Source organism: Pseudomonas sp. RSB 5.4 (assembly GCF_037126175.1).
In the GTDB taxonomy this organism is placed as follows: domain Bacteria; phylum Pseudomonadota; class Gammaproteobacteria; order Pseudomonadales; family Pseudomonadaceae; genus Aquipseudomonas; species Aquipseudomonas fluorescens_H.
In genome coordinates this window covers 2,748,078-2,773,000 of sequence record NZ_CP146986.1, presented here as the reverse complement: position 1 = coordinate 2,773,000, position 24,923 = coordinate 2,748,078, and the positions used below count along the sequence as shown (strand labels likewise).

Annotated in this window: 19 protein-coding genes and 1 pseudogene; all 20 read left to right on the top strand. The window is 50.5% G+C overall.

Annotated elements, in window-relative coordinates:
- Nucleotide 1 precedes the first annotated feature (1 nt).
- The 20 genes and pseudogenes from hisC (at nucleotide 2) to V9L13_RS12305 (ending at nucleotide 24,824) form a co-directional block, all read left to right on the top strand.
- On the top strand, nucleotides 2–1,114 hold the full coding sequence (gene hisC, locus V9L13_RS12400; protein ID WP_338802654.1) for a histidinol-phosphate transaminase: 1,113 nt from the start codon (nucleotides 2–4) through the stop codon (nucleotides 1,112–1,114).
- Between the two features lie 28 nt (nucleotides 1,115–1,142).
- Entirely contained in the window at nucleotides 1,143–3,350 is a 2,208-nt protein-coding gene (locus V9L13_RS12395; protein WP_338802653.1) for a bifunctional prephenate dehydrogenase/3-phosphoshikimate 1-carboxyvinyltransferase, read from the top strand.
- On the top strand, nucleotides 3,347–4,036 hold the full coding sequence (gene cmk / locus V9L13_RS12390) for a (d)CMP kinase (protein ID WP_003226900.1): 690 nt from the start codon (nucleotides 3,347–3,349) through the stop codon (nucleotides 4,034–4,036). Before V9L13_RS12395 ends, cmk begins: the two co-directional genes overlap by 4 nt.
- A gap of 119 nt (nucleotides 4,037–4,155) precedes the next feature.
- The gene (gene rpsA, locus V9L13_RS12385) at nucleotides 4,156–5,844 is read left to right on the top strand and encodes a 30S ribosomal protein S1 (protein WP_003226898.1); all 1,689 of its coding nucleotides are present in this window, start codon (nucleotides 4,156–4,158) and stop codon (nucleotides 5,842–5,844) included.
- 212 nt (nucleotides 5,845–6,056) lie between these two features.
- On the top strand, nucleotides 6,057–6,335 hold the full coding sequence (locus V9L13_RS12380; protein ID WP_003226896.1) for a hypothetical protein: 279 nt from the start codon (nucleotides 6,057–6,059) through the stop codon (nucleotides 6,333–6,335).
- Nucleotides 6,336–6,490: 155 nt separating this feature from the next.
- Entirely contained in the window at nucleotides 6,491–6,787 is a 297-nt protein-coding gene (gene ihfB / locus V9L13_RS12375) for an integration host factor subunit beta (protein WP_338802652.1), read from the top strand.
- Between the two features lie 30 nt (nucleotides 6,788–6,817).
- Complete coding sequence (locus V9L13_RS12370) at nucleotides 6,818–7,066, top strand: DUF1049 domain-containing protein (RefSeq protein WP_338802651.1); 249 nt, start codon at nucleotides 6,818–6,820, stop codon at nucleotides 7,064–7,066.
- A gap of 163 nt (nucleotides 7,067–7,229) precedes the next feature.
- Complete coding sequence (locus tag V9L13_RS12365; RefSeq protein WP_338802650.1) at nucleotides 7,230–8,291, top strand: Wzz/FepE/Etk N-terminal domain-containing protein; 1,062 nt, start codon at nucleotides 7,230–7,232, stop codon at nucleotides 8,289–8,291.
- Nucleotides 8,292–9,195: 904 nt separating this feature from the next.
- Complete coding sequence (gene tviB, locus V9L13_RS12360) at nucleotides 9,196–10,473, top strand: Vi polysaccharide biosynthesis UDP-N-acetylglucosamine C-6 dehydrogenase TviB (RefSeq protein ID WP_338802649.1); 1,278 nt, start codon at nucleotides 9,196–9,198, stop codon at nucleotides 10,471–10,473.
- A 65-nt stretch (nucleotides 10,474–10,538) separates the two neighbouring features.
- Entirely contained in the window at nucleotides 10,539–11,564 is a 1,026-nt protein-coding gene (locus V9L13_RS12355) for an NAD-dependent epimerase/dehydratase family protein (protein ID WP_338802648.1), read from the top strand.
- A gap of 187 nt (nucleotides 11,565–11,751) precedes the next feature.
- Nucleotides 11,752–12,882, top strand: coding sequence for a dTDP-4-amino-4,6-dideoxygalactose transaminase (gene rffA, locus V9L13_RS12350; protein WP_338802646.1), 1,131 nt, complete (start codon nucleotides 11,752–11,754; stop codon nucleotides 12,880–12,882).
- Nucleotides 12,879–14,285 (top strand): oligosaccharide flippase family protein, encoded by a 1,407-nt coding sequence (locus tag V9L13_RS12345; RefSeq protein WP_338802644.1) that lies wholly within the window; start codon nucleotides 12,879–12,881, stop codon nucleotides 14,283–14,285. Before rffA ends, V9L13_RS12345 begins: the two co-directional genes overlap by 4 nt.
- Complete coding sequence (locus V9L13_RS12340) at nucleotides 14,286–15,569, top strand: hypothetical protein (protein WP_338802643.1); 1,284 nt, start codon at nucleotides 14,286–14,288, stop codon at nucleotides 15,567–15,569.
- Nucleotides 15,570–15,617: 48 nt separating this feature from the next.
- Nucleotides 15,618–16,607 (top strand): hypothetical protein, encoded by a 990-nt coding sequence (locus V9L13_RS12335; protein ID WP_338802641.1) that lies wholly within the window; start codon nucleotides 15,618–15,620, stop codon nucleotides 16,605–16,607.
- Nucleotides 16,608–16,686: 79 nt separating this feature from the next.
- Entirely contained in the window at nucleotides 16,687–18,573 is a 1,887-nt protein-coding gene (gene asnB / locus V9L13_RS12330; RefSeq protein WP_338802640.1) for an asparagine synthase (glutamine-hydrolyzing), read from the top strand.
- On the top strand, nucleotides 18,573–19,715 hold the full coding sequence (locus V9L13_RS12325) for a glycosyltransferase (RefSeq protein WP_338802639.1): 1,143 nt from the start codon (nucleotides 18,573–18,575) through the stop codon (nucleotides 19,713–19,715). Before asnB (V9L13_RS12330) ends, V9L13_RS12325 begins: the two co-directional genes overlap by 1 nt.
- Nucleotides 19,715–21,669, top strand: a pseudogene (gene asnB / locus V9L13_RS12320) (asparagine synthase (glutamine-hydrolyzing)). The gene V9L13_RS12325 and the pseudogene asnB (V9L13_RS12320) overlap by 1 nt, the downstream one beginning before the upstream one ends.
- Entirely contained in the window at nucleotides 21,669–22,805 is a 1,137-nt protein-coding gene (locus V9L13_RS12315; protein WP_338802638.1) for a glycosyltransferase family 4 protein, read from the top strand. The pseudogene asnB (V9L13_RS12320) and the gene V9L13_RS12315 overlap by 1 nt, the downstream one beginning before the upstream one ends.
- The gene (locus V9L13_RS12310) at nucleotides 22,802–23,767 is read left to right on the top strand and encodes an SDR family oxidoreductase (RefSeq protein WP_338802637.1); all 966 of its coding nucleotides are present in this window, start codon (nucleotides 22,802–22,804) and stop codon (nucleotides 23,765–23,767) included. Before V9L13_RS12315 ends, V9L13_RS12310 begins: the two co-directional genes overlap by 4 nt.
- Before the next feature lie 43 nt (nucleotides 23,768–23,810).
- Nucleotides 23,811–24,824, top strand: coding sequence for a glycosyltransferase family 4 protein (locus V9L13_RS12305; protein WP_338802864.1), 1,014 nt, complete (start codon nucleotides 23,811–23,813; stop codon nucleotides 24,822–24,824).
- Nucleotides 24,825–24,923 lie beyond the last annotated feature (99 nt).

Below are 24,923 nucleotides of genomic sequence, written 5' to 3'. Positions count from 1 at the left end.
AATGAGTGGCAACTTCCTCGCTCTGGCACAGCCGGGCGTGCAACAACTTTCGCCGTACGTTCCGGGCAAGCCTGTGGACGAACTGGCGCGCGAGCTGGATCTGGATCCGGCGAAAATCGTCAAACTGGCGAGCAATGAAAACCCGTTGGGCGCCAGTCCGAAAGCGCTGGCAGCGATTCGCGAAGAGCTGGCCGAGCTGACGCGTTATCCGGACGGCAACGGCTTTGCGCTGAAATCGCTGCTGGCCGAGCAGTGCCGCGTCGAGCTGAACCAGGTCACCCTGGGTAACGGTTCCAACGACATTCTGGAGCTGGTGGCGCGTGCCTATCTGGCGCCGGGCCTCAACGCCGTGTTCAGTGAGCACGCGTTCGCCGTTTACCCGATTGCGACCCAGGCCGTCGGCGCCGAGGCCAAAGTGGTTCCGGCCAAAGAATGGGGGCATGATCTGCCGGCGATGCTTGCGGCCATCGATGCCAATACCCGCGTGGTGTTCATCGCCAACCCGAACAACCCGACCGGCACCTGGTTCGGCGCCGAAGCGCTGGACGAGTTCCTGCAGGACGTGCCGGAGCACGTGCTGGTGGTGCTGGACGAGGCGTACATCGAATACGCCGAAGGCAGCGATCTGCCAGACGGTCTGGACTTCCTCGCGGCGTACCCGAATCTGCTGGTATCGCGCACGTTCTCCAAGGCCTACGGTCTGGCGGCGCTGCGCGTAGGTTATGGCCTGTCCACTGCGGTGGTGGCGGACGTGCTGAACCGCGTGCGCCAGCCGTTCAACGTCAACAGCCTGGCCCTGGCCGCGGCCTGTGCGGCGTTGAAGGACGAGGAGTATCTGGCGCAAAGCCGTCAGCTCAACGAATCCGGCATGCAGCAACTGCAGGATGGTTTCCGTGAGTTGGGTCTGAGCTGGATCGAGTCCAAAGGCAACTTTATTTGCGTCGACCTCGGTCAGGTGGCAGCGCCGATTTTCCAGGGCCTGCTGCGTGAAGGCGTGATCGTGCGTCCGGTGGCCAACTACGGCATGCCGAACCACCTGCGGGTGACCATCGGTCTGCCAGCGGAAAACAGCCGCTTCCTCGAAGCGCTGCGTAAGGTTCTGGCTCGTGGGTGATGTCACTGCTCTGCAATCTGCTGCACCTATGATCGGTCGCCTTGTGGTCGTCGGTCTGGGATTGATCGGTGGTTCGTTTGCCAAAGGCTTGCGTGAAAGCGGTATCTGCCGTGAGGTGGTCGGGGTCGATCTCGACCCGCAATCGCGCAAGCTGGCGGTCGAGTTGGGCGTGGTGGATCGTTGTGAGGATGACCTGATCGCTGCGTGTCAGGGCGCCGACGTGATTCAACTGGCGGTGCCGATTCTGGCCATGGAGAAGGTGCTGGCCCGTCTGGCGAGCGTCGATCTGGGTCAGGCGATTCTGACCGATGTCGGCAGCGCCAAGGGCAATGTGGTGCGCGCGGCGACCGAGGCGTTCGGCGGCATGCCGGCGCGTTTCGTCCCGGGGCATCCGATTGCCGGTTCCGAGCAGAGTGGGGTGGAAGCTTCCAATGCCGAGCTGTTCCGGCGGCACAAAGTGATTCTGACGCCGCTCGAGCAAACCGACCCGGCCGCACTGGCGGTGGTCGATCGCTTGTGGCGCGAACTGGGTGCCGACGTCGAGCACATGCAGGTCGAGCGCCACGATGAAGTGTTGGCGGCGACCAGTCATCTGCCGCACCTGCTGGCCTTCGGTCTGGTCGACTCGTTGGCCAAACGCAATGAAAACCTTGAGATCTTCCGTTACGCTGCGGGCGGTTTCCGCGATTTCACAAGAATCGCCGGAAGCGACCCGGTGATGTGGCACGACATCTTCCTCGCCAACCGCGAGGCTGTCCTGCGCACACTCGATACATTTCGCAGCGACCTCGACGCCTTGCGCGACGCGGTCGATGCAGGGGATGGGCACCAATTGTTGGGCGTCTTCACGCGCGCCCGGGTTGCCCGCGAGCATTTCAGTAAAATCCTGGCCCGCAGGGCCTATGTGGACGCTATGAATTCCAACGATCTGATTTTCCTGGCTCAACCTGGTGGCCGCCTGTCCGGTCGGATTCGCGTACCAGGTGACAAATCGATTTCCCACCGTTCGATCATGCTCGGCTCGCTGGCCGAAGGCGTGACCGAGGTTGAAGGGTTCCTCGAGGGCGAAGATGCCCTGGCGACCTTGCAGGCTTTTCGCGACATGGGCGTGGTCATCGAAGGCCCGCACCACGGTCGCGTGACCATTCACGGTGTCGGCCTGCACGGCCTGAAGCCGGCGCCGGGTCCGATCTATCTGGGCAACTCTGGCACTTCGATGCGTCTGTTGTCCGGCCTGCTGGCGGCACAGAACTTCGACAGCACCCTGACCGGCGATGCGTCGCTGTCCAAGCGTCCGATGAATCGCGTGGCCAACCCGCTGCGTGAAATGGGCGCGGTGATCGAAACCGCTGCCGAAGGTCGTCCGCCGATGACCATTCGTGGCGGTCACAAGCTCAAGGGTCTGACCTACACCATGCCGATGGCCAGTGCTCAGGTGAAATCCTGCCTGCTGCTGGCGGGCCTGTACGCCGAAGGCAAGACCACAGTCACTGAGCCGGCTCCGACCCGCGACCACACCGAGCGCATGCTGCGTGGTTTCGGCTATCCGGTGAGCGTCGATGGCGCCACGGCGTCGGTCGAATCCGGCGGCAAGCTGACCGCGACCCACATCGAAGTGCCGGGCGACATCTCGTCGTCGGCGTTCTTCCTGGTGGCGGCTTCGATCGCCGAAGGTTCCGAGCTGGTGCTGGAGCACGTCGGCATCAACCCGACCCGTACCGGTGTGATCGACATCCTGCGCCTGATGGGCGCTGATATCACCCTGGAAAACCAGCGTGAAGTCGGCGGCGAACCTGTAGCTGACCTGCGCGTGCGAGCGGCTAAACTGAAAGGTATCGAGATTCCGGAAGCGCTGGTGCCACTGGCCATCGACGAATTTCCGGTGCTGTTCGTGGCGGCGGCCTGCGCCGAAGGCCGTACCGTGCTGACCGGTGCCGAAGAGCTGCGCGTCAAGGAATCGGATCGTATTCAAGTCATGGCGGACGGCTTGCTGGCGCTGGGCGTCAAGTGCCAGCCGACCCCGGACGGCATCATCATTGATGGCGGCCAGATCGGTGGTGGCGAAGTGCATGGTCACGGTGATCACCGTATCGCCATGGCTTTCAGCGTCGCTTCGCTGCGCGCCACTGCCCCGATCCGCATTCATGATTGCGCCAACGTCGCGACGTCGTTCCCGAACTTCCTCGCGCTGTGCGCGCAGGTCGGCATTCGTGTGGCTCAAGAGGCTCAGTCGTGAAAAACATTGCACCGGTCATCACCATCGATGGGCCAAGCGGTTCGGGCAAGGGCACGGTCGCCGGGATCTTGGCCAAGCGTCTGGGCTGGAACCTGCTGGATTCCGGTGCGCTGTATCGCCTGCTGGCGTTCGCTGCGCACAATCATGGTGTCGACCTGACCAATGAAGAGCTGTTGAAGAAACTGGCCGCTCATCTGGATGTGCAGTTCATCGCGGCGACCGACGGTCAGCTGCAGCGCATCATTCTGGAGGGTGATGAAGTCAGCGATGTCATCCGCACTGAAAGCGTCGGTTCCGGTGCTTCTCAGGTGGCTGCATTGCCGGCAGTCCGCGAGGCGCTGCTGCAGCGCCAGCGTGCTTTTCAGGAGGTGCCGGGCCTGGTGGCCGATGGTCGTGACATGGGTACTGTGGTTTTTCCTGATGCACCGTTGAAGATTTTCCTCACCGCCAGTGCCGAGGAACGGGCGCGCCGCCGATATTTGCAGTTGAAGGGCAAAGTCGAGGGTGTTAGTCTGTCGAGTCTGCTAGATGAGATCCGTGCACGCGACGAGCGTGATACCCAGCGCGCAGTAGCCCCGCTCAAACCGGCGGCAGATGCGATACAGCTGGATTCCACGGAGTTGTCCATCGATCAGGTGCTTGAACGCATCATGAGCGAGATCGCCATTCGCGATATCGCCGGGTGACCAAGAAGGCCGCAGGGGACCAGTCATAGTCCTGCAGCGCTTCTTTTAAATGAAACTAACCCACGCCGTCTGGGGTGTGGAGATGGGCGTATTCTTCGCCCTCATCTACAGGAATTAAAATGAGCGAAAGCTTTGCGGAACTCTTTGAAGAAAGCCTAAAGACCCTGAACCTTCAGGCAGGCTCCATCATCACCGGTGTTATCGTTGATATCGATTACCAGGCTCGCTGGGTAACCGTTCACGCTGGTCTGAAGTCTGAAGCACTCATCCCGCTGGAACAGTTCTACAACGATGCTGGTGACCTGACTATCAATGTCGGTGACGAAGTTCACGTTGCTCTGGATTCGGTTGAAGACGGTTTCGGTGAAACCAAGCTGTCCCGTGAAAAAGCCAAGCGCGCTGAATGCTGGATCGTTCTGGAAGCAGCCTTCGCAGCTGAGGAAGTGGTCAAGGGCGTTATCAACGGTAAGGTTAAAGGCGGCTTCACTGTCGACGTTAACGGCATCCGTGCGTTCCTGCCAGGTTCCCTGGTTGACGTCCGTCCAGTGCGCGATACCACGCACCTGGAAGGCAAAGAGCTGGAATTCAAGGTCATCAAGCTGGACCAGAAGCGCAACAACGTTGTCGTTTCCCGTCGCAGCGTCCTGGAAGCCGAGAACTCCGCCGAGCGTGAAGCTCTGCTGGAATCCCTGCAGGAAGGCCAGCAAGTCAAAGGTATCGTCAAAAACCTCACCGATTACGGCGCATTCGTCGATCTGGGTGGCGTGGACGGCCTGCTGCACATCACCGACATGGCCTGGAAGCGCATCAAGCATCCTTCCGAGATCGTCAACGTTGGTGACGAAATCGACGTCAAGGTTCTGAAATACGATCGCGAACGCAACCGTGTTTCCCTGGGCCTGAAGCAACTGGGCGAAGATCCATGGGTTGCTATCAAAGCCCGTTACCCAGAAAGCACTCGCGTTACCGCTCGTGTAACCAACCTGACCGACTACGGCTGCTTCGCTGAGCTGGAAGAAGGCGTTGAAGGTCTGGTACACGTTTCTGAAATGGACTGGACCAACAAGAACATCCACCCTTCGAAAGTCGTACAAGTCGGCGACGAAGTGGAAGTCATGGTTCTGGACATCGACGAAGAGCGTCGTCGTATCTCCCTGGGCATCAAGCAGTGCAAGTCGAACCCATGGGAAGACTTCTCTGGCCAGTTCAACAAGGGCGACAAGATCTCCGGCACCATCAAGTCGATCACCGATTTCGGTATCTTCATTGGTCTGGACGGCGGCATCGACGGTCTGGTTCACCTGTCCGACATCTCCTGGAACGAAGTGGGCGAAGAAGCCGTACGTCGTTTCAAGAAGGGCGACGAGCTGGACACCGTCATCCTGTCGGTTGACCCAGAGCGCGAGCGCATCTCCCTGGGCATCAAGCAACTGGAAAGCGATCCGTTCTCCGAGTACGTCTCGGTTAACGACAAAGGCGCTATCGTTACTGGCACCGTGAAAGAAGTTGACGCCAAAGGCGCCATCATCGTTCTGGCTGACGACATCGAAGCGACCCTGAAAGCCTCCGAAATCAGCCGTGACCGCGTTGAAGACGCGCGCAACGTTCTGAAAGAAGGCCAGGAAGTTGAAGCCAAGATCATCAGCGTTGATCGCAAGAGCCGCGTGATCCAGCTCTCGATCAAGTCGAAAGACGATGCTGAAGAGAAAGAAGCTATCCAGAGCCTGAAATCGGCTCCGGCGGCTGAAGGCGAAGCAGACACCACTATGGCTGCACTGCTGCGTCAAGCAATGGCCAAACAGAACTAAGTTCTGCTTGATCATGAAAAAGGGCGACTTCGGTCGCCCTTTTTTTGTGCCTGTGATTTGGTGGAGAAGGGTGATTGGGCTGTATCGGGTTTGTCGTGAAACCAATCCTTCCGCCTGGTTGTCTGTTTCTTTAATCGGATCAATCGCCTATTCGCGACTAAGCTGAGTATTAGTCGTGCAGTAGTCGGGCATTGCCTGGCATAAGGAAGTGGATGAACAGATTTATTGTCTTGATGGCGTTGTTGGTTTTGGCTGGCTGTACCACGAGTGCCAAGACTCATGCTGTGCGAGGTGCCAGTGGTATAGAAATTGACTGCTCTGGTCTGGGGTCAGGGTGGGAAAAATGTCAAAGGCGCGCGGCGAAGGAGTGCAAGGGGGCGGGTTACAGGGTGATCACCCGATCTGATCAGGCGAAGGATGAAGATGAGTATCCGTTCGGCTTCAATCCCGCAGGCTACGTCACTCGAACCATGCTCGTGATGTGTCGCTGAATGCGCTCTGACCCGGTTTGGTGCTTTTTTGAGTAATGAAAACGGGTGTAACGATGCCGAGAAAGATATGTCAATCCCTGGGCTGTTCAAAATCTTCCGGGCGTGCTAAAACCTTTCAAGCGCTGATCTAGCTGCTTGAAAAAGAAGGGAAAAATATGACGAAGTCGGAGTTGATCGAACGAATTGTCACCCATCAAGGGCTACTCTCATCCAAGGATGTGGAGCTGGCCATCAAGACCATGCTTGAACAAATGTCCCAGTGCCTGGCTACCGGTGATCGCATCGAGATCCGTGGGTTTGGCAGCTTTTCTCTGCACTACCGCGCGCCGCGCGTCGGTCGTAACCCTAAGACCGGTCAATCCGTTAGTCTCGACGGAAAATTCGTTCCACACTTCAAGCCGGGTAAAGAGCTAAGGGATCGAGTCAATGAAGATGAAGTTGAAAATTCTTAAGCGCTCGGCCTGGTTCCAGGAGTGCATGAAATGAAAAAAAAACTAACCATTTTGTTGGTATTCTTGGTCGTTTTGATTGTACTCGGTTTTACACTTGAGAATCAGCAGTCTGTAGAATTGGTGTTTTTAGGAGTGCCGACTCCGCGATTACCTATTTCTCTTTTAATCATTTTGACGTTGCTGATTGGCATGCTGGTTGGACCAGCGCTACGGACACTGTTTTTATTGCGGCGTAGGCATGGAAGAAATTTGAATCAGGCTCACATGCGTGATCAATAACCTCCTGAGATTGGGGGAGGGTGGCGCCGTTTCTGATTGTTGATTGGCTGCAAATTCGGGTCGGGTTTGATCTCTTGAACAATTAAATCATGAAAAATAATGTTCAGCGCGAATTCCCTGAAGTGGGTAATCTCCTGATATAAATAGAGGGTATGGCGGTTGTATGCAAAATAATCATGGATCTCAATCCAGAAATGATGAAATCGATCTTTATGAAATTTTTTCAGAGATGTTCTCTCAGAAAAGACTGATTTTTTTGATAACGCTTATATGCCTTTTGATAGCAGTTATCTATGCATATTTAGCCAAACCTGTTTACGAGGCGCGTGCCTTTGTTTTGCCGCCGAAGCAAAGTGATATCGTTGCGCTGAATTTTGGGCGTGGCAAAAAATCTGATATGGATCCATTTACGGTTAAAGAAGTCTATTCGGTTTATCTTCGAAATCTGCAATCCGAATCATTGAAGCGCGAACTTTTTTTGAATATGTATCTGCCAACTTTGACGGAGGCAGAGCAAAAACAGTCTCAAGAAATGCTGTATGCACAATTCGCTTCGAAACTCTTGATTGCACCTAGTGCGAAGGATTTACCCGATCGTTACTCGGTTTCTTTCCAAGGCCGCAGTGCAAGCCAGGTCGCAGAATGGGTCGACATGTATGTCAAGAAAGCGGGTGAAGCTACCAAGCAGGAAATAATTCAAAATGCTCAGCGAGAAGTTCAGGTTCTTGCCGGCGACCTTGAGCGGCAAATTTCAATTCGCCGAGAGAAGGGTCTTGCGATTCGCAATGACTGGATCGTCAAATTGAAAGAGGCCTTGCGAGTTGCAGAAGAAATTAATCTTGAAAAGCCGCTGATTATATCAGGGAATCTTTCCGCTGAAATGTCCGGGAGTATGGAAGGTCAGCTAATCTATATGCGCGGTACAAAGGCATTAAAAGCTGAGATCGAAAATCTTGAATCCCGTGAAATAGAAGACCCTTTCATTGACGGGTTGCGCTCCCTGGAGTCTCGTTTGGATTATTTCAAAGGGATGAAGGTAACGCCTGAATCGATTTCTGTTTATCGAATGGATGGCGCAATATATTCGCCTGATTTTCCGATTAAGCCGAATAAAATACTGATCCTGCTCGAAGGGTTATTTGTCGGTGTCGTTTTAAGCTTGCTCATCGCATTTGTCAGGGTGTTTATCGCTAAAGGTCGCGCCAAGGCTTTGAGCTACCTTTAGATTTTTACTATCAGGCTGAGCTACAGTTCGATGCTGTAGTGCAGTCTGAAACAAATAAGTTATGCAATGATGCCTGCTCTTCAAATCAATCCTCCAACCAGTCTCTAATTCCCTTCGCACTGCTCGCTTTGAGTGGACTTCCATGGCGCAATGTCATCGTGAATCTGTAACCTTGGGATGATCAAGATCTATATTACTCCCTGTAATTCTCCAAATTTCGGGCTTGTTTTTTGAGGAATTCTATGGGTTAAAATCGTTAGCCTGCTATCTAAAAAAATCCGTCGCGCCCTAATTTCAATTAACAGAAGTACTCCAGTGGTCGTATAATTGGCGGCCAAAGGGCGTTAAATCGACTGATAGCAGGGATAGATTGCCCGCTAGGCTATACAGCCATGGAATTATCAAACGAGAGCGAGAGTGCTGGCCCATGAGCAGCCCCGCCACATGAGGAGGTGCTAGCAATGCAAGTCGAAATGATGCAAGAAATGCATTGGTGGAAACCTGATCGAGTGACCCGTCGACGCAATGCAGTTTTATATTTCTGCTTGCTTCGTTCATGCTCGCTCAGCCTCGATCTGGTCTGATACGTGAATATCGTTGCAATAACAGGGCGCGAGACCCAAGCGAGTGCTCGGCTCGAGGGCTGGCGATCACTCGATCAGCCTGCCTTTGCAGTGAAATCAAAATACAGCGGTTCCGCTGGAAAAAAAGTCCTCTATGCTGCGCTTTTCAGGCTACCTGCGCAATATGGTGCTCGGCGAAGTCAGCGTACTCAGGAGAATCCGGTATATAAGCGTAATTCACTTATACCTCCTCTGACCCGATATATGGAAATATGCTCGGTGAGTTCGGGGTTGTTCGGATTTATCAAGAACAAATTCATAGGATAATTTAGGCTTTAATTATGTATCAACTAAAAGATATTAAACTTGCCATTATTGGCTTGGGGTACGTGGGGCTGCCATTAGCAGTAGAATTTGGCAAGCGCCGGGCTGTTGTAGGATTCGATATTAACCAGTCGCGTATTGCCGCGCTCCAGGCAGGCCACGATTCAACGCTGGAAGTGGACAACGAAGAGCTGAAACAGGCCAAGCATCTTCGCTTCAGTCATGACCTTGATACACTTGTAGACTGCAATGTATTCATCGTAACTGTTCCAACGCCTATCGATCAGTACAAGCAACCCGATCTGACGCCGTTGATCAAAGCTTCCGAGACCATCGGTAAAGTTTTGAAAAAAGATGACATCGTCATTTATGAGTCTACTGTTTACCCGGGTGCAACGGAAGAAGATTGTGTACCTGTCCTCGAACGCGTCTCAGGATTGAAATTCAATGTGGATTTTTTTGCTGGTTACAGTCCTGAGCGAATCAATCCTGGTGATAAAGAGCACCGTGTTACCACAATCAAAAAGGTAACGGCGGGATCAACACCTGAAGTGGCTGATCTTGTTGATAATCTATATAACGAAATCATCACTGCGGGAACCCACAAAGCCAGCAGTATTAAAGTGGCTGAAGCTGCGAAGGTTATCGAAAATACCCAGCGGGACGTCAATATTGCGCTGATTAATGAATTGGCGATCATTTTTAATAAGATGGGGATCGATACTGAGGCGGTATTGCAGGCCGCCGGCACGAAGTGGAATTTCTTGCCATTCCGTCCAGGTTTGGTGGGTGGTCATTGTATCGGCGTAGATCCTTACTATTTGACACATAAGGCTCAAGCCATAGGCTATCACCCTGAAATCATCCTCGCTGGCCGTCGCCTGAATGATGGTATGGGGGCCTATGTAGTATCTCAGCTCGTGAAAGCTATGTTGAAGCGCCGGATTCACGTTGATGGTGCACGTATTCTGATAATGGGGCTAACATTTAAAGAGAACTGCCCTGATCTTCGCAATACGCGCGTCGTAGATATAATTGCCGAGTTGAAAGAGCATAATATCGAGGTTGACGTATTTGATCCTTGGGCAGACAGTGCAGAGGCTCAGCATGAGTATGGAATTACGCCAATCACTCAGCTAGCGAAAAATGCTTATGATGGCATTGTCGTGGCCGTTGCTCACAACGAATTCAAATCGTTGGGTGTAGAAAAAATACGCTCTTTCGGTAAGCCTGAACACGTGCTTTACGATCTTAAGTACCTACTTGATAGCTCGGAGTCCGATATTCGTTTGTAAATTCCGGTTCTTAATCGCCCAAGTATCGACTTGGGCTTTAACCAACATTATTTGAATCGAATTATATGACACGCTACGAAGTTTTATTAAAAGATCTACCGCTGGCTCAAAAAAAATGGCTCATTAGTGGTGTTGCCGGATTTATCGGGTCGAATCTGCTCGAGACTTTGCTCAAGCTCGATCAATTCGTCGTCGGTCTGGACAATTTTGCAACTGGTCACTTGCATAATCTTGAGGAAGTCAAGCAACAGGTAAGCTCGGAGCAATGGTCGCGCTTCAAGTTGATAGAAGGTGATATTCGGGATCTGGAGGCCTGTAATGCCGCTTGTTCAGGTGTGAACTATGTTTTACACCAAGCGGCGCTCGGATCGGTCCCTCGCTCTCTGAATGATCCTGTCACCACCAATTCGACTAATATAGATGGTTTCTTGAATATGTTGGTGGCAGCGCGAGACGCAAAGGTCGAAAGCTTTACATATGCGGCAAGTAGTTCAACTTATGGTGATCATCCAGGCTTGCCAAAAGTTGAGGACGTGATTGGCAAACCGTTGTCTCCCTACGCGGTCACAAAATACGTTAATGAACTTTACGCAGACGTTTTCGCTCGCTGCTATGGATTTAAGACAGTTGGCTTGCGCTATTTTAATGTTTTCGGTAAGCGCCAGGATCCAGCAGGGGCATATGCAGCAGTAATACCGAAATGGACTGCTTCGATGATCAGGGGTGAAGACGTTTTCATTAATGGTGATGGTCAGACTAGTCGGGACTTCTGTTTTATCGAAAATACAGTTCAAGCGAATCTCTTGGCTGCGACGACTAAAGATGAAAAAGCGCTGAATCAGGTATACAACGTCGCAGTCAGCGGTCGCACAGATCTTAATTTGCTTTTTGCAACGCTGAAATCGGAGTTGGCGCTAAATGGGGTGGATTACACAAAAGAAGCCGTTTACCGTGATTTCCGGGCTGGTGATGTTCGTCATTCGCAAGCCGATATTACCAAAATCAGTGAGCTTTTAGGCTATGTACCAGCATTCGGAATTGAGCAGGGTATCGCTAAGGCCATGCCTTGGTATGTGGCTTTTTTGAAATGAATTGATATTGGCTGGAGAGTTATTGTGGCATATCTAGGTGTCAGCCAATTACAAGCGAGTGATGAGGTATGTATTTCTAAACTTGAGCTGGGAAGACAGTTTATGTCAGAAAGAAGCTCATTGGTTAAATGTTAATGTAGTGGTATCTAGTACGCTCTCATGATGAGTCGTAAATAATGGGGAAAATATGATTCCGTTTAATAAGCCTCCTTATACTGGAAATGAAGATCGGTATGTAATGGAAGCCATGCGTAGCTCTAAGATTTCCGGCGACGGTCATTATAGTGGGCTGTGTCATCAATGGTTTGAACACAGTACCTCCTGCTTCAAGGCATTATTGACTCCATCGTGTACCCAAGCTTTAGAGATGGCAGCTATATTGATTGATATTCAGCCGGGTGATGAGATCATCATGCCCAGCTATACGTTTGTCAGTACAGCCAACGCATTTGTGCTGCGTGGTGCAAAAATCGTATTCATCGATATCCGAAAAGATACTATGAATATTGATGAGACGCTTATTGAGTCAGCTATTACCTCAAAAACCAGAGCCATAGTACCAGTCCATTATGCGGGCGTAGCTTGCGAAATGGACACCATCATGGAAATTGCTGAGCGACATAAGCTCTTCGTTATTGAAGATGCTGCCCAAGGGCAGAATGCTACTTATAAAGGTCGCGCCCTCGGAAGTATTGGGCATCTTGGTGCGTACAGCTTTCATGAGACCAAGAACTATACAAGTGGTGGCGAAGGTGGATTATTGCTGATCAATGATCAGAGGTTTGTTGGTAGAGCGGAAATTATTCGCGAAAAAGGCACTAATCGCAGCCAATTTTTCCGCGGTATGGTAGATAAATATAGTTGGGTAGATATCGGTAGCAGTTATCTTCCATCGGAATTGCAAGCTGCATTCCTGTGGGGGCAACTGGAAAAGGCCGAAGAGATCAAAAATAATCGCTTATTAACTTGGAACTCCTATTATTCCAAGCTTGCTCCGCTTGCGTCCACAGGCGCAATAAGCCTGCCTTTTGTACCCTCCGAATGTGAGCATAATGCTCATATGTTTTATCTCAAAGTTGAAGAGCTGGATGTTCGCACCCGGTTGCTGAAGCATCTCAGTGAACGGAAAATTCACGCTGTATTCCATTATGTTCCTTTACACTCTGCTGTATGTGGAGAGCGCTACAGCCGGTTTCATGGCTCCGATGTAAACACCACAAAAGAAAGCGAGCGCTTGATTCGTTTGCCTATTTGGTTTGGTATCAGTGAAAGCGAAGTAGACCAAGTAGTAAAGGCGGTGCAGGAGTTCTTTAGTTGAATTTTAGAACGGTTTCTGTCTATGCAGTGGGAACTGCTCTAGGAGCCGTACTTAGCCTGTTATCCTTACCATTACTGGCGTGGCTGTTCCCTCCGGATGATGTAGGGCGCATAGCACTTTTTCAGCTCTCGCTTTCGTTGATTGTGGTGTTTTTTTCTTTTGGGCTTGATCAGTCGTACGTGAGAAATTTCAACGAAGTGAATGATACTAGTAGATTGGCCAGGAGTTGTTTGATTCCTGGTTTTTCTGCATTGTTACTATCGATAAGCCTGGCCAGTTTTTATGCTGAAATATTTACCTGTTGGCTCTTCGAAATTAAAAGCCAATTATTATTCGCGATTTTTTTAGTGTCGGCTGTAATATTGTATTTTGAGCGATTTCTTTCTGTGTTTTTAAGAATGAAAGAGTTGTCATTTGCGTACAGTATGACCAGGGTGTTTCCCAAGCTGCTATTCTTGCTGCTTGTCTTATGCGTGTATTTTTTTCCGGAACTGAATAATTTCATCGCTTTGGCAAGTATGCAGGGTTTGAGTTGGTTGCTTGTTGTTTTGATAATGGCGTTTTATCTGTGCATTGAATATCGAGCTTCGGATAACGGGACGCAAAAAAATGTTGGTGTGAAGGCATTGTTTTATTTCGGCTTTCCATTAATGTTGAACGGCCTGGCCTTTTGGGGGTTGAGCTTTTTAGACAGAATAATGCTAAAGCAACTCTCTTCGCTGTCAGAGCTGGCTGTTTATTCAATCGCTTCGACATTGGCAGGAGTGGCGATTCTTTTTCAGCAGATATTTACAACTATTTGGCATCCGATGATCTACAAGTGGGTCGCGGATGGTGTTGCTGAGGAAAAGGTTGGTGACGTAATAGAATTGGTTCAGCTCATATCATTGGTGTTAATTGCTGTAGTTGCGTTATTTTCGTTTATAGTCAGCTGGTTGCTACCAGAGTCTTACGCTGCAACCCGCTTCATGCTTCCGGCATGCATGGTGCCTCCGCTATTTATAATGGTTGCCGAGGTTTCTGGAGTGGGCATTAGTATATCCAGGAGAACACGTTATCTACCCATGGTCACTGTGATCAGTATGCTTCTCAATCTTGTGTTGAATTACATACTTATTCCGCAGTTTGGTGCTGGAGGCGCTGCAGCGGCAAGTGCTATTGCGTTCCTGCTTTATATTTTCTTGAGGGCGGAGGTTTCAAACCTGTTATGGGTCCGGTTTCCACACGGGAAATTTTTCATTTGTTCATCTTCGGTAGTCTTCGTATCTGTAGTTGTTGCCTTATACGGTGATGGACTTGGTTTTATCCCGTACTTAATGTGGTTTGGCGTATTGATTTTGAGTGCTGTTTTTTACGCAAACAAATTTCTTTATTTGTTCTCGCTAGTGAGAGGTCGGCTGTAAATGTTATTTGTACATGGTTCTCTGGCGATGGGTGGTATAGAAACATTCTATGTGCGGATGGCGCAAGCTCGAAAAGAACAAGGGCTGGCTACAAAAATTGTGCTGTTGTCACAGGAATCAAAAAGCAACAAGGAGCTAGTAGGTAAAGCTCGAGAATGTGCTGATGTTTACTTTCTGGAAGATTTCATACAGCCGGTTTTTGCGCAATCCTGGAGTATTTTTTACCAGTTCTCTCTGCTGTATCCTCTCCGAAGCGAAATTGTAAAGGAAATTGTAGATTCCGTTGAGTCAGCTCATGTGTCTAATGGTTTTTGTGCACACATGGTTTTGCGACTTGCCTCTTCGGTGGGTCGAGAACTTCCAATTTCCATTGGTCTGTACCATTCAATGGAGTTTTGTTGGGGGCGTAAGTTAAATAGGTTACCTTTTTTTGAAAAATGTAATCGCGACTTTTTTAACATGCTGCATAAACACAATGCGTTGATGTTTTTCAACGAGAAAATGGTTGAGTTTTATTTCAGTATGACCGGTAAAGACTTCAGTAATGTACATGTCTTTCCATTAGGAGTCATTGATCAACGGAAGGAAGCGCAGCCAAAGATTTTCAGCAATTGTCTGAAAATAGGTACTGTTGGGCGGCTTGTTGACTTTAAGACTTATAATATTTGGATGCTTGATGTTGTCGATAAAATCATGGATGAAGGGATTGAAGTCAGCTATGACATCTATGGAGAAGGTCCGTTAAAGGAAAAAATCTCTGAAAGGATTAGTGAACTCAAGTTAGATGCCGTGATTAAGTTAAAGGGTGGCTTTAACTATTCCGAATTTTCAAACGTTGTAGCGGGTTTTGACATTTTTGTCGGTTCTGGTACAGCACTGATCGAAGCCTCTGGCTTGGGTGTTCCGGCAATCGTCGGTATAGAGAGCATTACTGAAGCTGAAACGTATGGTTTCTTCAGTGAGATTCCTGGTTTTTCTTATAACGAAGATAATCTCTATCCAAAAAAAGATGTCATGAATCTACTTCTGGATTTTTATAATAGTTCAGAAGGTGAGAAGGCTTTGCTTAGTCATGCGCACATAAAGAAATCAGAAATATTTTCGATGGGGGCGTGTGTAGAAAATTTCTCTAAGGTGAATGGCTTTGCTGTGCTGAAGTCCTCGCTAGGCAATAGACAGTCATGGTTGTTCCGGATTTTATACACGGCGAGTGTTGGTACTTACTCTGTGCGGCTGAAGTTGGCAGGTAAAACGTTAAGTCAGGTTGTCAGTTCAGCAGAGTGATCGCGCTGTTTATAGTAATTATAGTAATGCTTGATTCAGGTGCAATAAGTGGACAATTTAAAAGTTATAAAGTTCAAATCCACGCCCCTTTATACGGTTGCGTCTTTTTTGCTTGCGCTTATCTTCGCCTCGGTTCTCGCATCGCTACCCGTAGATGCATTTGTAGATCGGGACAATTATCTGCTTTATGTTGAAAACTCTTCAGAGCTAATAACTCGTGGATTAAATGAAGGGCTGGCTCATTTTTTTACAAATGAGCCATTTTGGCTTTTTGTGAATATGTTGCTTTCTCTGGTGTTAAATGACCAGGAAACTGTGCGTGTTATTATATTCTTCTCGGCCTTTGTCAGTTCTTATTTGATTCTGAAGATAGACAGTCGGTTTTTTTTCGTTCTGTTTCTCTTTCTTCTTTTGCCTCAGGTTCTAAAAAATTACGTGATTCATCTACGTCAGGGGTTCTGTGTTTCTGTATTTTTGTTGGGGTGGTTTGCTGGTGGCAAGTACTCCCGTAACTTACTGATACTGCTCACCCCATTTATTCATGCTTCGTTTTTCTTTGTGGTTGCCGTCTATTATTGCAATGTATGCTTGCGCCTTCTAAAATTCTCTTCCGGATTGCGGGTGATGTCATTTGCATTGGTGGGGTGCGCTGCATCGCTCTTGACGCTTGCTCTTGCTTCCAGCCTTGGGGCACGTCAGGCGGGGGTTTATGGAGAGAATAACTTAGAGATAAGTGGTTTGGGGTTTGTTTTCTGGAGTGCGGTTGCATTTGTTTATTTTTCACAGGGTAAAGAATTCATAAAAGAAAACGGATTTCAAATAGGGATGCTGATTTTCTATCTTTCGACCTATTTCTTTCTTCCGGTGTCTGCGAGGATTTTTGAAAGTGCGCTAATTTTGATTCTGGTATCTGGACTACAGTTGACGTTCTGGAGATTGCAAGCTTATTTGTTGCTTTTTTTGTTTTATTTTGTTATGCAGTGGTATCCAAGATTCTTCCAGCCTGGACTCGGTTGGGGAGTCGAAAATTATATGTAGTGAATGGATTTAGAGTTTCCAGTTTATATATTTTCTTCAAGTCGTCATCAGGCGGTTAAATCAGGGATACTTAGAACCAATGTGTGGCTTTTCCGGATTTTTTACACCCAAAGCGGATGCTTCCAGCTCCACGGATTTGCTCAAAAAAATGGGCGACACGCTTTTGCATAGAGGACCTGATGATCATGGTGAGTGGTTGGGGGCGGAGGGGCGCATCGGCCTTTCGCATCGCCGACTCGCGATTGTCGACATCTCGGCTGCAGGTCATCAGCCAATGTCTTCCCAATGCGGCCGCTATGTCATCGCTTTTAATGGTGAGATCTACAATCATCTGGATTTGCGCGAGAAACTGATTACTGAGGGGTGGACAGAAGCTTGGAAAGGCCATTCCGATACCGAAACCCTGCTTGCCTGTTTTACGTGCTGGGGAGTTGAAAAGACACTCGTCGCTACAGTGGGGATGTTCGCCATTGCTCTGTGGGATTTGCAAGATCGTAAGCTCACCTTGGCGCGCGATCGACTTGGAGAAAAACCACTCTATTGGGGATGGCAAGGTGATGTACTGCTATTCGGTTCCGAGCTTAAGTCGCTAAAAGTGCATCCGTCATTCAAGGCAGAAATTAATCGTGATGCGATTTCTTTGTTTATGCGCCATAACTATATTCCTGCCCCATTGAGTATTTACCAAGGAATACAAAAGCTGCTGCCGGGGCACTATGTCAGTATAAAAGTTGAAGATTTTTCCAAGAGTTGCCAGCCGCGTGCTTACTGGAAACTCAACGACGCTATCAATAACGGATTAAAAAAACAGTTCGCAGGGTCCGATGTCGAGGCGATAGATGCTTTGGAGCACCAGTTAAATAAAAGCATTCAAGGGCAGATGCTTTCTGATGTGCCGCTCGGTGCTTTTTTGAGTGGTGGAGTGGACAGTAGTACAATTGTTTCACTAATGCAGGCCCAAAGTAGTCGGCCTGTCAAGACGTTTACTATCGGTTTTAATGAGCCAGGTTATAATGAGGCAGAGCATGCGCTGGCTGTGTCAGAGCATTTGCGCACGGAACATTCGGAAATCTATGTCGGTTCCAATGATGCGTTATCGTTGATTCCAAAATTACCACATATTTATTGTGAGCCATTTGCTGATAGTTCGCAAATACCTACCTTTCTTATCAGTCAAATGGCTCGGGAGCATGTGACGGTATCTTTAAGTGGCGATGCTGGTGATGAGCTTTTTGGTGGTTATAACACTTATCAAATGTCGCCCAAAATATGGAACAATCTGAGCAAAGCACCGCTTCCGTTGCGCCAGGGGCTTCAAACATTGCTGGCAGCAGGACCTGTGCCGGAAAAGCTAAAGAAATTATCCAATGTTATGCCTTCAACAAGTGGCGAAGACTTTTATCGTCGTTTGATCAGCCATTGGCAAAATCCCGATGAGCTTGTTCTAGGGGGGCATGAACCGATGACTATTCTGAATAACTGCAACGACTGGCCTGCCACTGATAGTTATCAGAATTGGATGATGGCTATTGATTCAGCGACTTATATGGTCGACGATATCCTGGTCAAGGTTGATCGCGCTGCGATGGCTAACAGTCTCGAGACGCGCGTTCCCATGCTCGATCATCGGGTTGTGGAGTTCGCATGGACGCTACCTTTGCATATGAAAATTCGTAATGGGAAGGGAAAATGGATTCTCCGTGAGGTGCTGTATCGCCACGTTCCTCGGGAGTTGATCGAACGCCCGAAAAAGGGTTTTTCAATTCCTGTTGGCGCCTGGCTTCGAGGGCCGTTGAAGGATTGGGCCGAGACTTTACTTGGTGAGGTGCGATTGAGGAATGAGGGATTCTTCAGCGTTCCCCTAGTCAGGAAGATCTGGTCGGAGCACTTGAAAGGCAGGGTGGATCATTCCACCAAGCTTTGGAGCATTTTGATGTTCCAAGCCTGGTATGAGGTACAGGCTTAATGAGAGTAGTGCATGTAATCATCGGCTTGAACGTCGGTGGGGCAGAGCTGATGCTTCAGCGACTGGTTGGATCTTTCCGGGATGATACTGCGCAGGAGCATTTTGTCATATCCCTCACTGATCTCGGGAAAGTTGGTCCGCAGCTTCAAAAACAGGGCATTAACGTCATTATGATGGGAATGCGTGGGATATATGATATCCCTAAAGTGATGTATAAACTTTATCGCTTCTTTCGCCTCAATCGGCCGGACATCGTGCAAACCTGGATGTATCACGCCGATCTGATTGGCGGGGTAGCGGCGCGTTTAGCGGGTATTCGAAATGTAATTTGGGGAATTCGAACGACCGATGTTGGCGGAGGCGTCAGTCGCGTAACACGGCTGATAAGGAAAGTGTGCGCTGCTCTTTCGAGCAGTATCCCTAGAGTCATTGTGTGCGCTGCCGAAGCTTCTCGCAAGGCTCATGTAAATATCGGCTATGACAATAGCAAGATTATCGTTATCCCCAATGGATTTAATCCAGAGGTGCTAACGGCCACCACGGAAGAGCGAAACTCCATTCGCGCTGCTGCGCTCTTTGCTTCTGGCGATTTAGTCGTTGGAAGTTTGGGTAGATATAATCCCGACAAAGACCATGAAAATTTCGTGAGAGCGGCACTTCTGATATGCGCCGAAAGTCCGAATGTCAAGTTTTTGCTGGTCGGACGTGACCTGAATCGTGACAATAAGACGTTGATCTCGTGGATAGAGGCTTCCGGCTATTCTGATCGTTTTGTATTGCTTGGTGAAAGACGTGATGTTGCAGCTTGCCTGAAAGCAATGGATATCTTTTGTCTTCACTCTCGAACGGAGGGCTTCCCCAATGTTTTGGGGGAGGCCATGACTGTCGGACTGCCTTGCGTAGCTACCCATGTAGGTGATGCGGCGTTCTTGCTCGATGAAACAGGTATCGTAGTGGAGCCCGAAAACTGCGAGGCATTGGCGGAAGGATTACGTAAGCTTATCGCGTTTAATCATAACGAACGCTTGGCGTTGGGTGAGAAAGCTCGTCAAAGAGTTCTCGATAATTTCACGATGGACTGTGCGAAGGCGCGCTTCACCAAAGTGTATGAGCAAATTAGCGCAAGCAAGGAATTTCATTGATGTGTGGGTTCACCGGTTTTTTCAGTGCACATTCAAATTTTGAGCTGGAACCCATCATCACGAAGATGAACGATGCGATTACCCACCGTGGTCCGGACGACTCGGGCATATGGGTAGATCCCTCGGTTGGTTTGGCATTGGGGCACCGTCGACTTGCCATCGTCGATCTTTCCCCGGCCGGGCATCAGCCTATGCATTCGATCAACGGACGTTATGTCATCGTTTTCAATGGTGAGATCTACAACCACCACGAGCTCCGGGAGCGGTTGGTTGAGGACGGTTGCGAGTTGGAGTTGCGTGGGCATTCCGATACCGAGGTTTTACTGAATTGTCTGATTTTCTGGGGAGTGGAGGAAACACTCAAGGCTGCGGTCGGGATGTTTGCTTTTGCATTCTGGGACAAGCAGCAAAACCTCTTGACGCTGGCTCGAGATCGATTGGGGGAGAAGCCGCTTTATTACGGATGGCAGAATAATTCGCTGCTGTTTGCCTCCGAACTCAAAGCACTTAAATCCTTTCCGGATTTCAGCGGTGAGGTCTATCGCGATGCGTTGACACTTTACTTGCGTCACAACTGCGTACCTGCTCCCTACAGTATTTACAAAGGGATCTACAAATTGCCTGCCGGCGGTTATCTGAGCTTGTCTCTGGATGACATATCGACTGCAAAAAATACCCAGGTAAAAATCTACTGGAGTGTTAATGAGGTAGTAAAAAAAGGCATAGCGCAACCATTTACCGGCACCCCGCTAGAGGCTGTTGATCTTCTGGAGGCGCAACTGTCGAAGAGTATCGGTCAACAGATGCTCGCTGACGTTCCTTTAGGGGCGTTCCTTAGCGGTGGCGTAGACAGCAGCACTATTGTTGCCCTGATGCAGGCCCAGAGCAGCCGCCCAATCAAAACCTTCACCATTGGCTTTGACGAGGGGGGTATGATGAGGCAATTCATGCCAAAGCCGTCGCGAAGCATTTAGGCACCGAACACTCTGAGTTGTATGTGCGCCCAGAGGATGCACTCGCAGTGATTCCTCGCTTGTCGTCCATGTACTGCGAGCCGTTCGGAGACAGTTCTCAGATCCCGACCTTCCTTGTCAGCCAGATGGCAGAGCAACAAGTAAAGGTCGTTCTGAGCGGTGATGCGGGTGATGAGTTGTTCGGGGGTTACAACCGATATCTGGTTGCACGCAAAGTCTGGGGACGGATGAATCGTCTACCCCGAATTTTACGTGCTTGCGGAGCAACCCTGTTACGTTCACTCAAGCCGTCCACTTGGGACAGGCTATATGGCGTGGCAAAGCCCCTGCTTCCCAAGCGTTTCCACCTGACCACACCGGGTGATAAAGCGCACAAGTTGGCAGGGGTCTTGGCATTGTCGAGCGGTGAAGCGTTCTACCGCCAGTTGAACAGTCATTGGTCGGATCCCGTCAGTGTTGTTAAAGGCGGTCGCGAGCCGAAGAATCTTTTTACAGATTCCGAGAACTGGCCGCAGACCGATAATTTTGAACATTGGATGATGGCCATGGACGCCCGGGGTTACATGTCAGACGACATCCTGGTCAAGGTGGATAGAGCGTCGATGGCGGTCAGCCTGGAAACCCGAGTTCCAATGCTGGATCACAGGGTGTTCGAGCTCGCTTGGCGGATGCCGATCAATCTTAAAATTCGCGAGGGCCAAGGGAAGTGGCTGTTGCGGCAGGTGCTTTACCGTCATGTACCCAAAGAGCTTATCGAGCGTCCAAAGCAAGGTTTCGGTATTCCGCTGGACAGCTGGTTGCGCGGGCCTTTGCGGGAATGGGCTGAAATACTTCTTGCGGAACAAAGACTCGTGAAGGACGGCTATTTCAATCCCGAGCCTATTCGAAAAATGTGGGAAGAACATCTTGAAGGCAAGCGCAATTGGCAGCATCACCTATGGAGTGTTTTGATGTTTCAATCCTGGTTGGATGAGCAGTAATGGCCCGGACTTTCTTGATGATAGTCAATGACCCAGGTTTCTTCGTATCCCATCGTTTGGCCGTGGCCGAAGGCGCGCAAAGCGCCGGCTATGAAGTTCATGTTGCCAGTATGGACGGGGATGCGGTGAAGACGATCACTGAGCGTGGCTTCGTGCACCATGTTTTGCCTTTGTCCCGCAGCGGCAGTAATCCGCTGCGCGAGTTTCTGACGCTGTTCGCGATATGGCGCTTACTTTGGCGTATCAGGCCGCAGGTTCTGCATCTGGTTACCATCAAACCGGTCATTTACGGTGGTATTGCCGCTCGCCTGGCGCCTGTGAAAAGTGTTGTCGCCGCAGTGTCCGGTTTGGGTTTTGTCTTTTTGTCCAAAGGCCTCAAGGCCTCTGTTTTGCGCACCGTTGTCCGCACGTTCTATCGATTGGCGCTGGGCAAGAAGAACCTGCGCGTGATTTTCCAGAATCCGGATGATCGCGAGTTGTTGATTCGAATGGGGGCGCTGGATCGTGCAAAGGCTGAGATGATTCGCGGTTCCGGAGTGAATCTGGAACTTTATGCGTTTGAGTCTGAAATCGAAACCGACACGCCGGTTGTCAGCCTGGCCGCGCGCCTGTTACGTGACAAGGGTGTTATCGAGTTTGTCGAAGCGGCACGTCTTCTCAAGGCTCGGGGTGTCAATGCCCGTTTCCAGCTGATCGGGGATGTTGATCCCGGTAATCCTGCCACGATCACCGATACGCAAATGCTGGCCTGGCGAGAAGAGGGGCTGGTTGAGCTGCTGGGGTACCGCCAGGATATTTCGACGCTATTCGCCGCAGCGCATATTGTGGTCTTGCCTTCCTATCGCGAAGGGTTGCCGAAAGTGCTGGTCGAAGCAGCTGCCTGCGGGAGAGCGGTCGTTACCACTGATGTTCCTGGCTGCCGAGATGCAATCGAGCGTGACGTCACAGGTTTGCTGGTTCCAGTCAAGGACTCAGTTGCCCTGGCCGATGCGCTGCAGCGATTGATCGAGGACAGGCTGATGCGCCAACGCATGGGCGCTGCGGGACGGCGTCTGGCCCAGGACGCATTCGATCTGGATAAGGTGGTGCAGCAGCATCTGGATATTTATCGGAAGCTGGAGGTCGCCTCCCGATGAGCGATAAAATTCTGGTAACCGGTGCTACGGGATTCGTCGGCAGTACTTTGATCGAGCGCCTGCTGAGTCAAAAACATCAGGTTGTCGCACTTGTCCGACAACGTCACGCCAGTGTTGCGCCGCAAGTACGAATCTCGGTAATGCCCGAGCAAGGTGCCGACCTTTCGGGTGTGCCTTTTGATGACGTCGCTGCTGTGATTCATTGCGCAGCTCGAGTGCATGTCATGAATGACACCTCAATCGATCCTTTGGCGGAGTTTCGTGCCGTCAACGTTGATTTGACTCTGGACCTGGCGCGGCGAGCTGCGGCGGCAGGCGTGCGACGTTTCATTTTTGTCAGTTCTATCAAGGTCAATGGTGAAGCGACTGCTCCAGGCTCGCCCTTCAAGCCCGATGATCTGCCGGCGCCTGCGGACCCCTACGGTATTTCCAAGATGGAAGCCGAACAGGGGTTGATGCGCTTGTCGCAGGAGACCGGTGTTGAGGTGGTCATTATTCGCCCCGTTCTGATTTACGGACCGGGCGTGAAAGCCAACTTCAGGAGCATGATGAGTTGGCTCGACAAAGGCATTCCTTTGCCATTCGGTGCGATTCGAAACAAGCGCAGTCTGGTATCGCTGGATAATCTTGTCGATCTGATCATGACTTGCCTGGATCATCCCGGGGCCGCCAATCAGACGTTCATGGTTAGCGACGGTGAAGATGTTTCCACCACCGAACTGCTCAGCCGAATGGCAGGAGCACTCGGAAAACCGGCCCGGTTGATACCTGTTCCAGCTGCGCTCATGAATATTGCAGCGAGGCTTCTCGGCAGAGCGGATATCGCGCAGCGACTCAACGGCTCTCTTCAAGTGGATATCAGCAAGACCCGTGAAGTGCTGGGGTGGTCTCCGATCAAGAGTCTTGATGAAGGTCTGGCCAAGACCGCTAACGACTTTAAAACAAAGTCAAAATCAGTTTGATGCCAATGCTCTGTGGATCAGGGCGGGCGAAATGGAGTTGTTGATGACTGTCCTGCTTGGGTTGACGCTTACTGTCCTGTTGATGACGTTGGTTTTGACGTGGTTCTTGCGACGCTACGCGTTGAGTCGCAGCCTGATTGATATCCCGAACGCGCGAAGTTCACATTCGGTTCCTACGCCCAGAGGCGGAGGCGTTGCCATTGTGTTAGGTTTTCTGGCGGCCCTGCCTTTATCCGCATGGGCGGATGGTTTGTCGTGGACGGTGACCATTGCTCTCTTTGGTGCCGGCGCCGGTGTCGCTGTACTGGGATTTCTCGATGATCATGGGCATATCGCCGCGCGTTGGCGTTTACTCGGACACTTTACCGCAGCTGCCTGGGTTCTCTACTGGTTGGGGGGGCTGCCGGCCATTGATCTGTTCGGGTTTATGGTCGATCTTGGCTGGCTGGGATCCGCTCTGGCCGCCGTTTATCTGGTCTGGATGCTCAATCTATACAACTTCATGGATGGTATCGATGGTATCGCCAGTGTCGAAGCATTGTGTGCGTGCCTCGGTGCGAGCCTGATCTACTGGTACTCCGGATTTGCCGAACTGGCATGGGCCCCCTTTCTCCTGGCGGCGGCTGTGCTTGGCTTTCTCTACTGGAACTTCCCGCCTGCGCGCATTTTCATGGGGGATGCAGGGAGTGGTTTTCTCGGTATCATGCTCGGTGCTTTGTCGCTTCAGGCGGCTTGGGCGGCGCCCAGGTTTCTCTGGGTATGGCTGATCCTACTGGGCGTATTCGTGGTTGATGCTACGTTCACGCTTGTTCGACGTTTGGTGCGGGGCGACAAAGTCTATGAAGCCCATCGCAGTCACGCCTATCAATTTGCATCGCGCCGTTATGGCAAGCATCTCCCCGTCACCATGGCCGTGGGACTGATCAACATAGTTTGGCTGCTACCGATAGGGTTCAGCGTCGCAGTGCTAGGCTTGGACGGGCTGGTCGGACTTGTTTTGGCGTACGCGCCTCTGGTTTTTCTCGCCATCAAGTTCAAGGCGGGCGAGTTGGAGTAATCGCATTGGGTTGTACGCTTCTCTCGGCAGAGCGTGCAAGCCCAGAGATTCTAGAGCGCGAATATTTGTTTTTAGTTTCAGGAGCTGAAAGGTGTTCAA

What these genes read in the sequence shown, in the direction of transcription:
- hisC (WP_338802654.1), top strand. Translation starts at nt 2, where the DNA reads ATGAGTGGCAACTTCCTCGCTCTGGCACAGCCGGGCGTGCAACAACTT.
- V9L13_RS12395 (WP_338802653.1), top strand. Translation starts at nt 1,143, where the DNA reads ATGATCGGTCGCCTTGTGGTCGTCGGTCTGGGATTGATCGGTGGTTCG.
- rpsA (WP_003226898.1), top strand. Translation starts at nt 4,156, where the DNA reads ATGAGCGAAAGCTTTGCGGAACTCTTTGAAGAAAGCCTAAAGACCCTG.
- V9L13_RS12380 (WP_003226896.1), top strand. Translation starts at nt 6,057, where the DNA reads ATGAACAGATTTATTGTCTTGATGGCGTTGTTGGTTTTGGCTGGCTGT.
- ihfB (WP_338802652.1), top strand. Translation starts at nt 6,491, where the DNA reads ATGACGAAGTCGGAGTTGATCGAACGAATTGTCACCCATCAAGGGCTA.
- V9L13_RS12370 (WP_338802651.1), top strand. Translation starts at nt 6,818, where the DNA reads ATGAAAAAAAAACTAACCATTTTGTTGGTATTCTTGGTCGTTTTGATT.
- V9L13_RS12365 (WP_338802650.1), top strand. Translation starts at nt 7,230, where the DNA reads ATGCAAAATAATCATGGATCTCAATCCAGAAATGATGAAATCGATCTT.
- tviB (WP_338802649.1), top strand. Translation starts at nt 9,196, where the DNA reads ATGTATCAACTAAAAGATATTAAACTTGCCATTATTGGCTTGGGGTAC.
- V9L13_RS12355 (WP_338802648.1), top strand. Translation starts at nt 10,539, where the DNA reads ATGACACGCTACGAAGTTTTATTAAAAGATCTACCGCTGGCTCAAAAA.
- rffA (WP_338802646.1), top strand. Translation starts at nt 11,752, where the DNA reads ATGATTCCGTTTAATAAGCCTCCTTATACTGGAAATGAAGATCGGTAT.
- V9L13_RS12340 (WP_338802643.1), top strand. Translation starts at nt 14,286, where the DNA reads ATGTTATTTGTACATGGTTCTCTGGCGATGGGTGGTATAGAAACATTC.
- asnB (WP_338802640.1), top strand. Translation starts at nt 16,687, where the DNA reads ATGTGTGGCTTTTCCGGATTTTTTACACCCAAAGCGGATGCTTCCAGC.
- V9L13_RS12325 (WP_338802639.1), top strand. Translation starts at nt 18,573, where the DNA reads ATGAGAGTAGTGCATGTAATCATCGGCTTGAACGTCGGTGGGGCAGAG.
- V9L13_RS12315 (WP_338802638.1), top strand. Translation starts at nt 21,669, where the DNA reads ATGGCCCGGACTTTCTTGATGATAGTCAATGACCCAGGTTTCTTCGTA.
- V9L13_RS12310 (WP_338802637.1), top strand. Translation starts at nt 22,802, where the DNA reads ATGAGCGATAAAATTCTGGTAACCGGTGCTACGGGATTCGTCGGCAGT.
- V9L13_RS12305 (WP_338802864.1), top strand. Translation starts at nt 23,811, where the DNA reads ATGACTGTCCTGCTTGGGTTGACGCTTACTGTCCTGTTGATGACGTTG.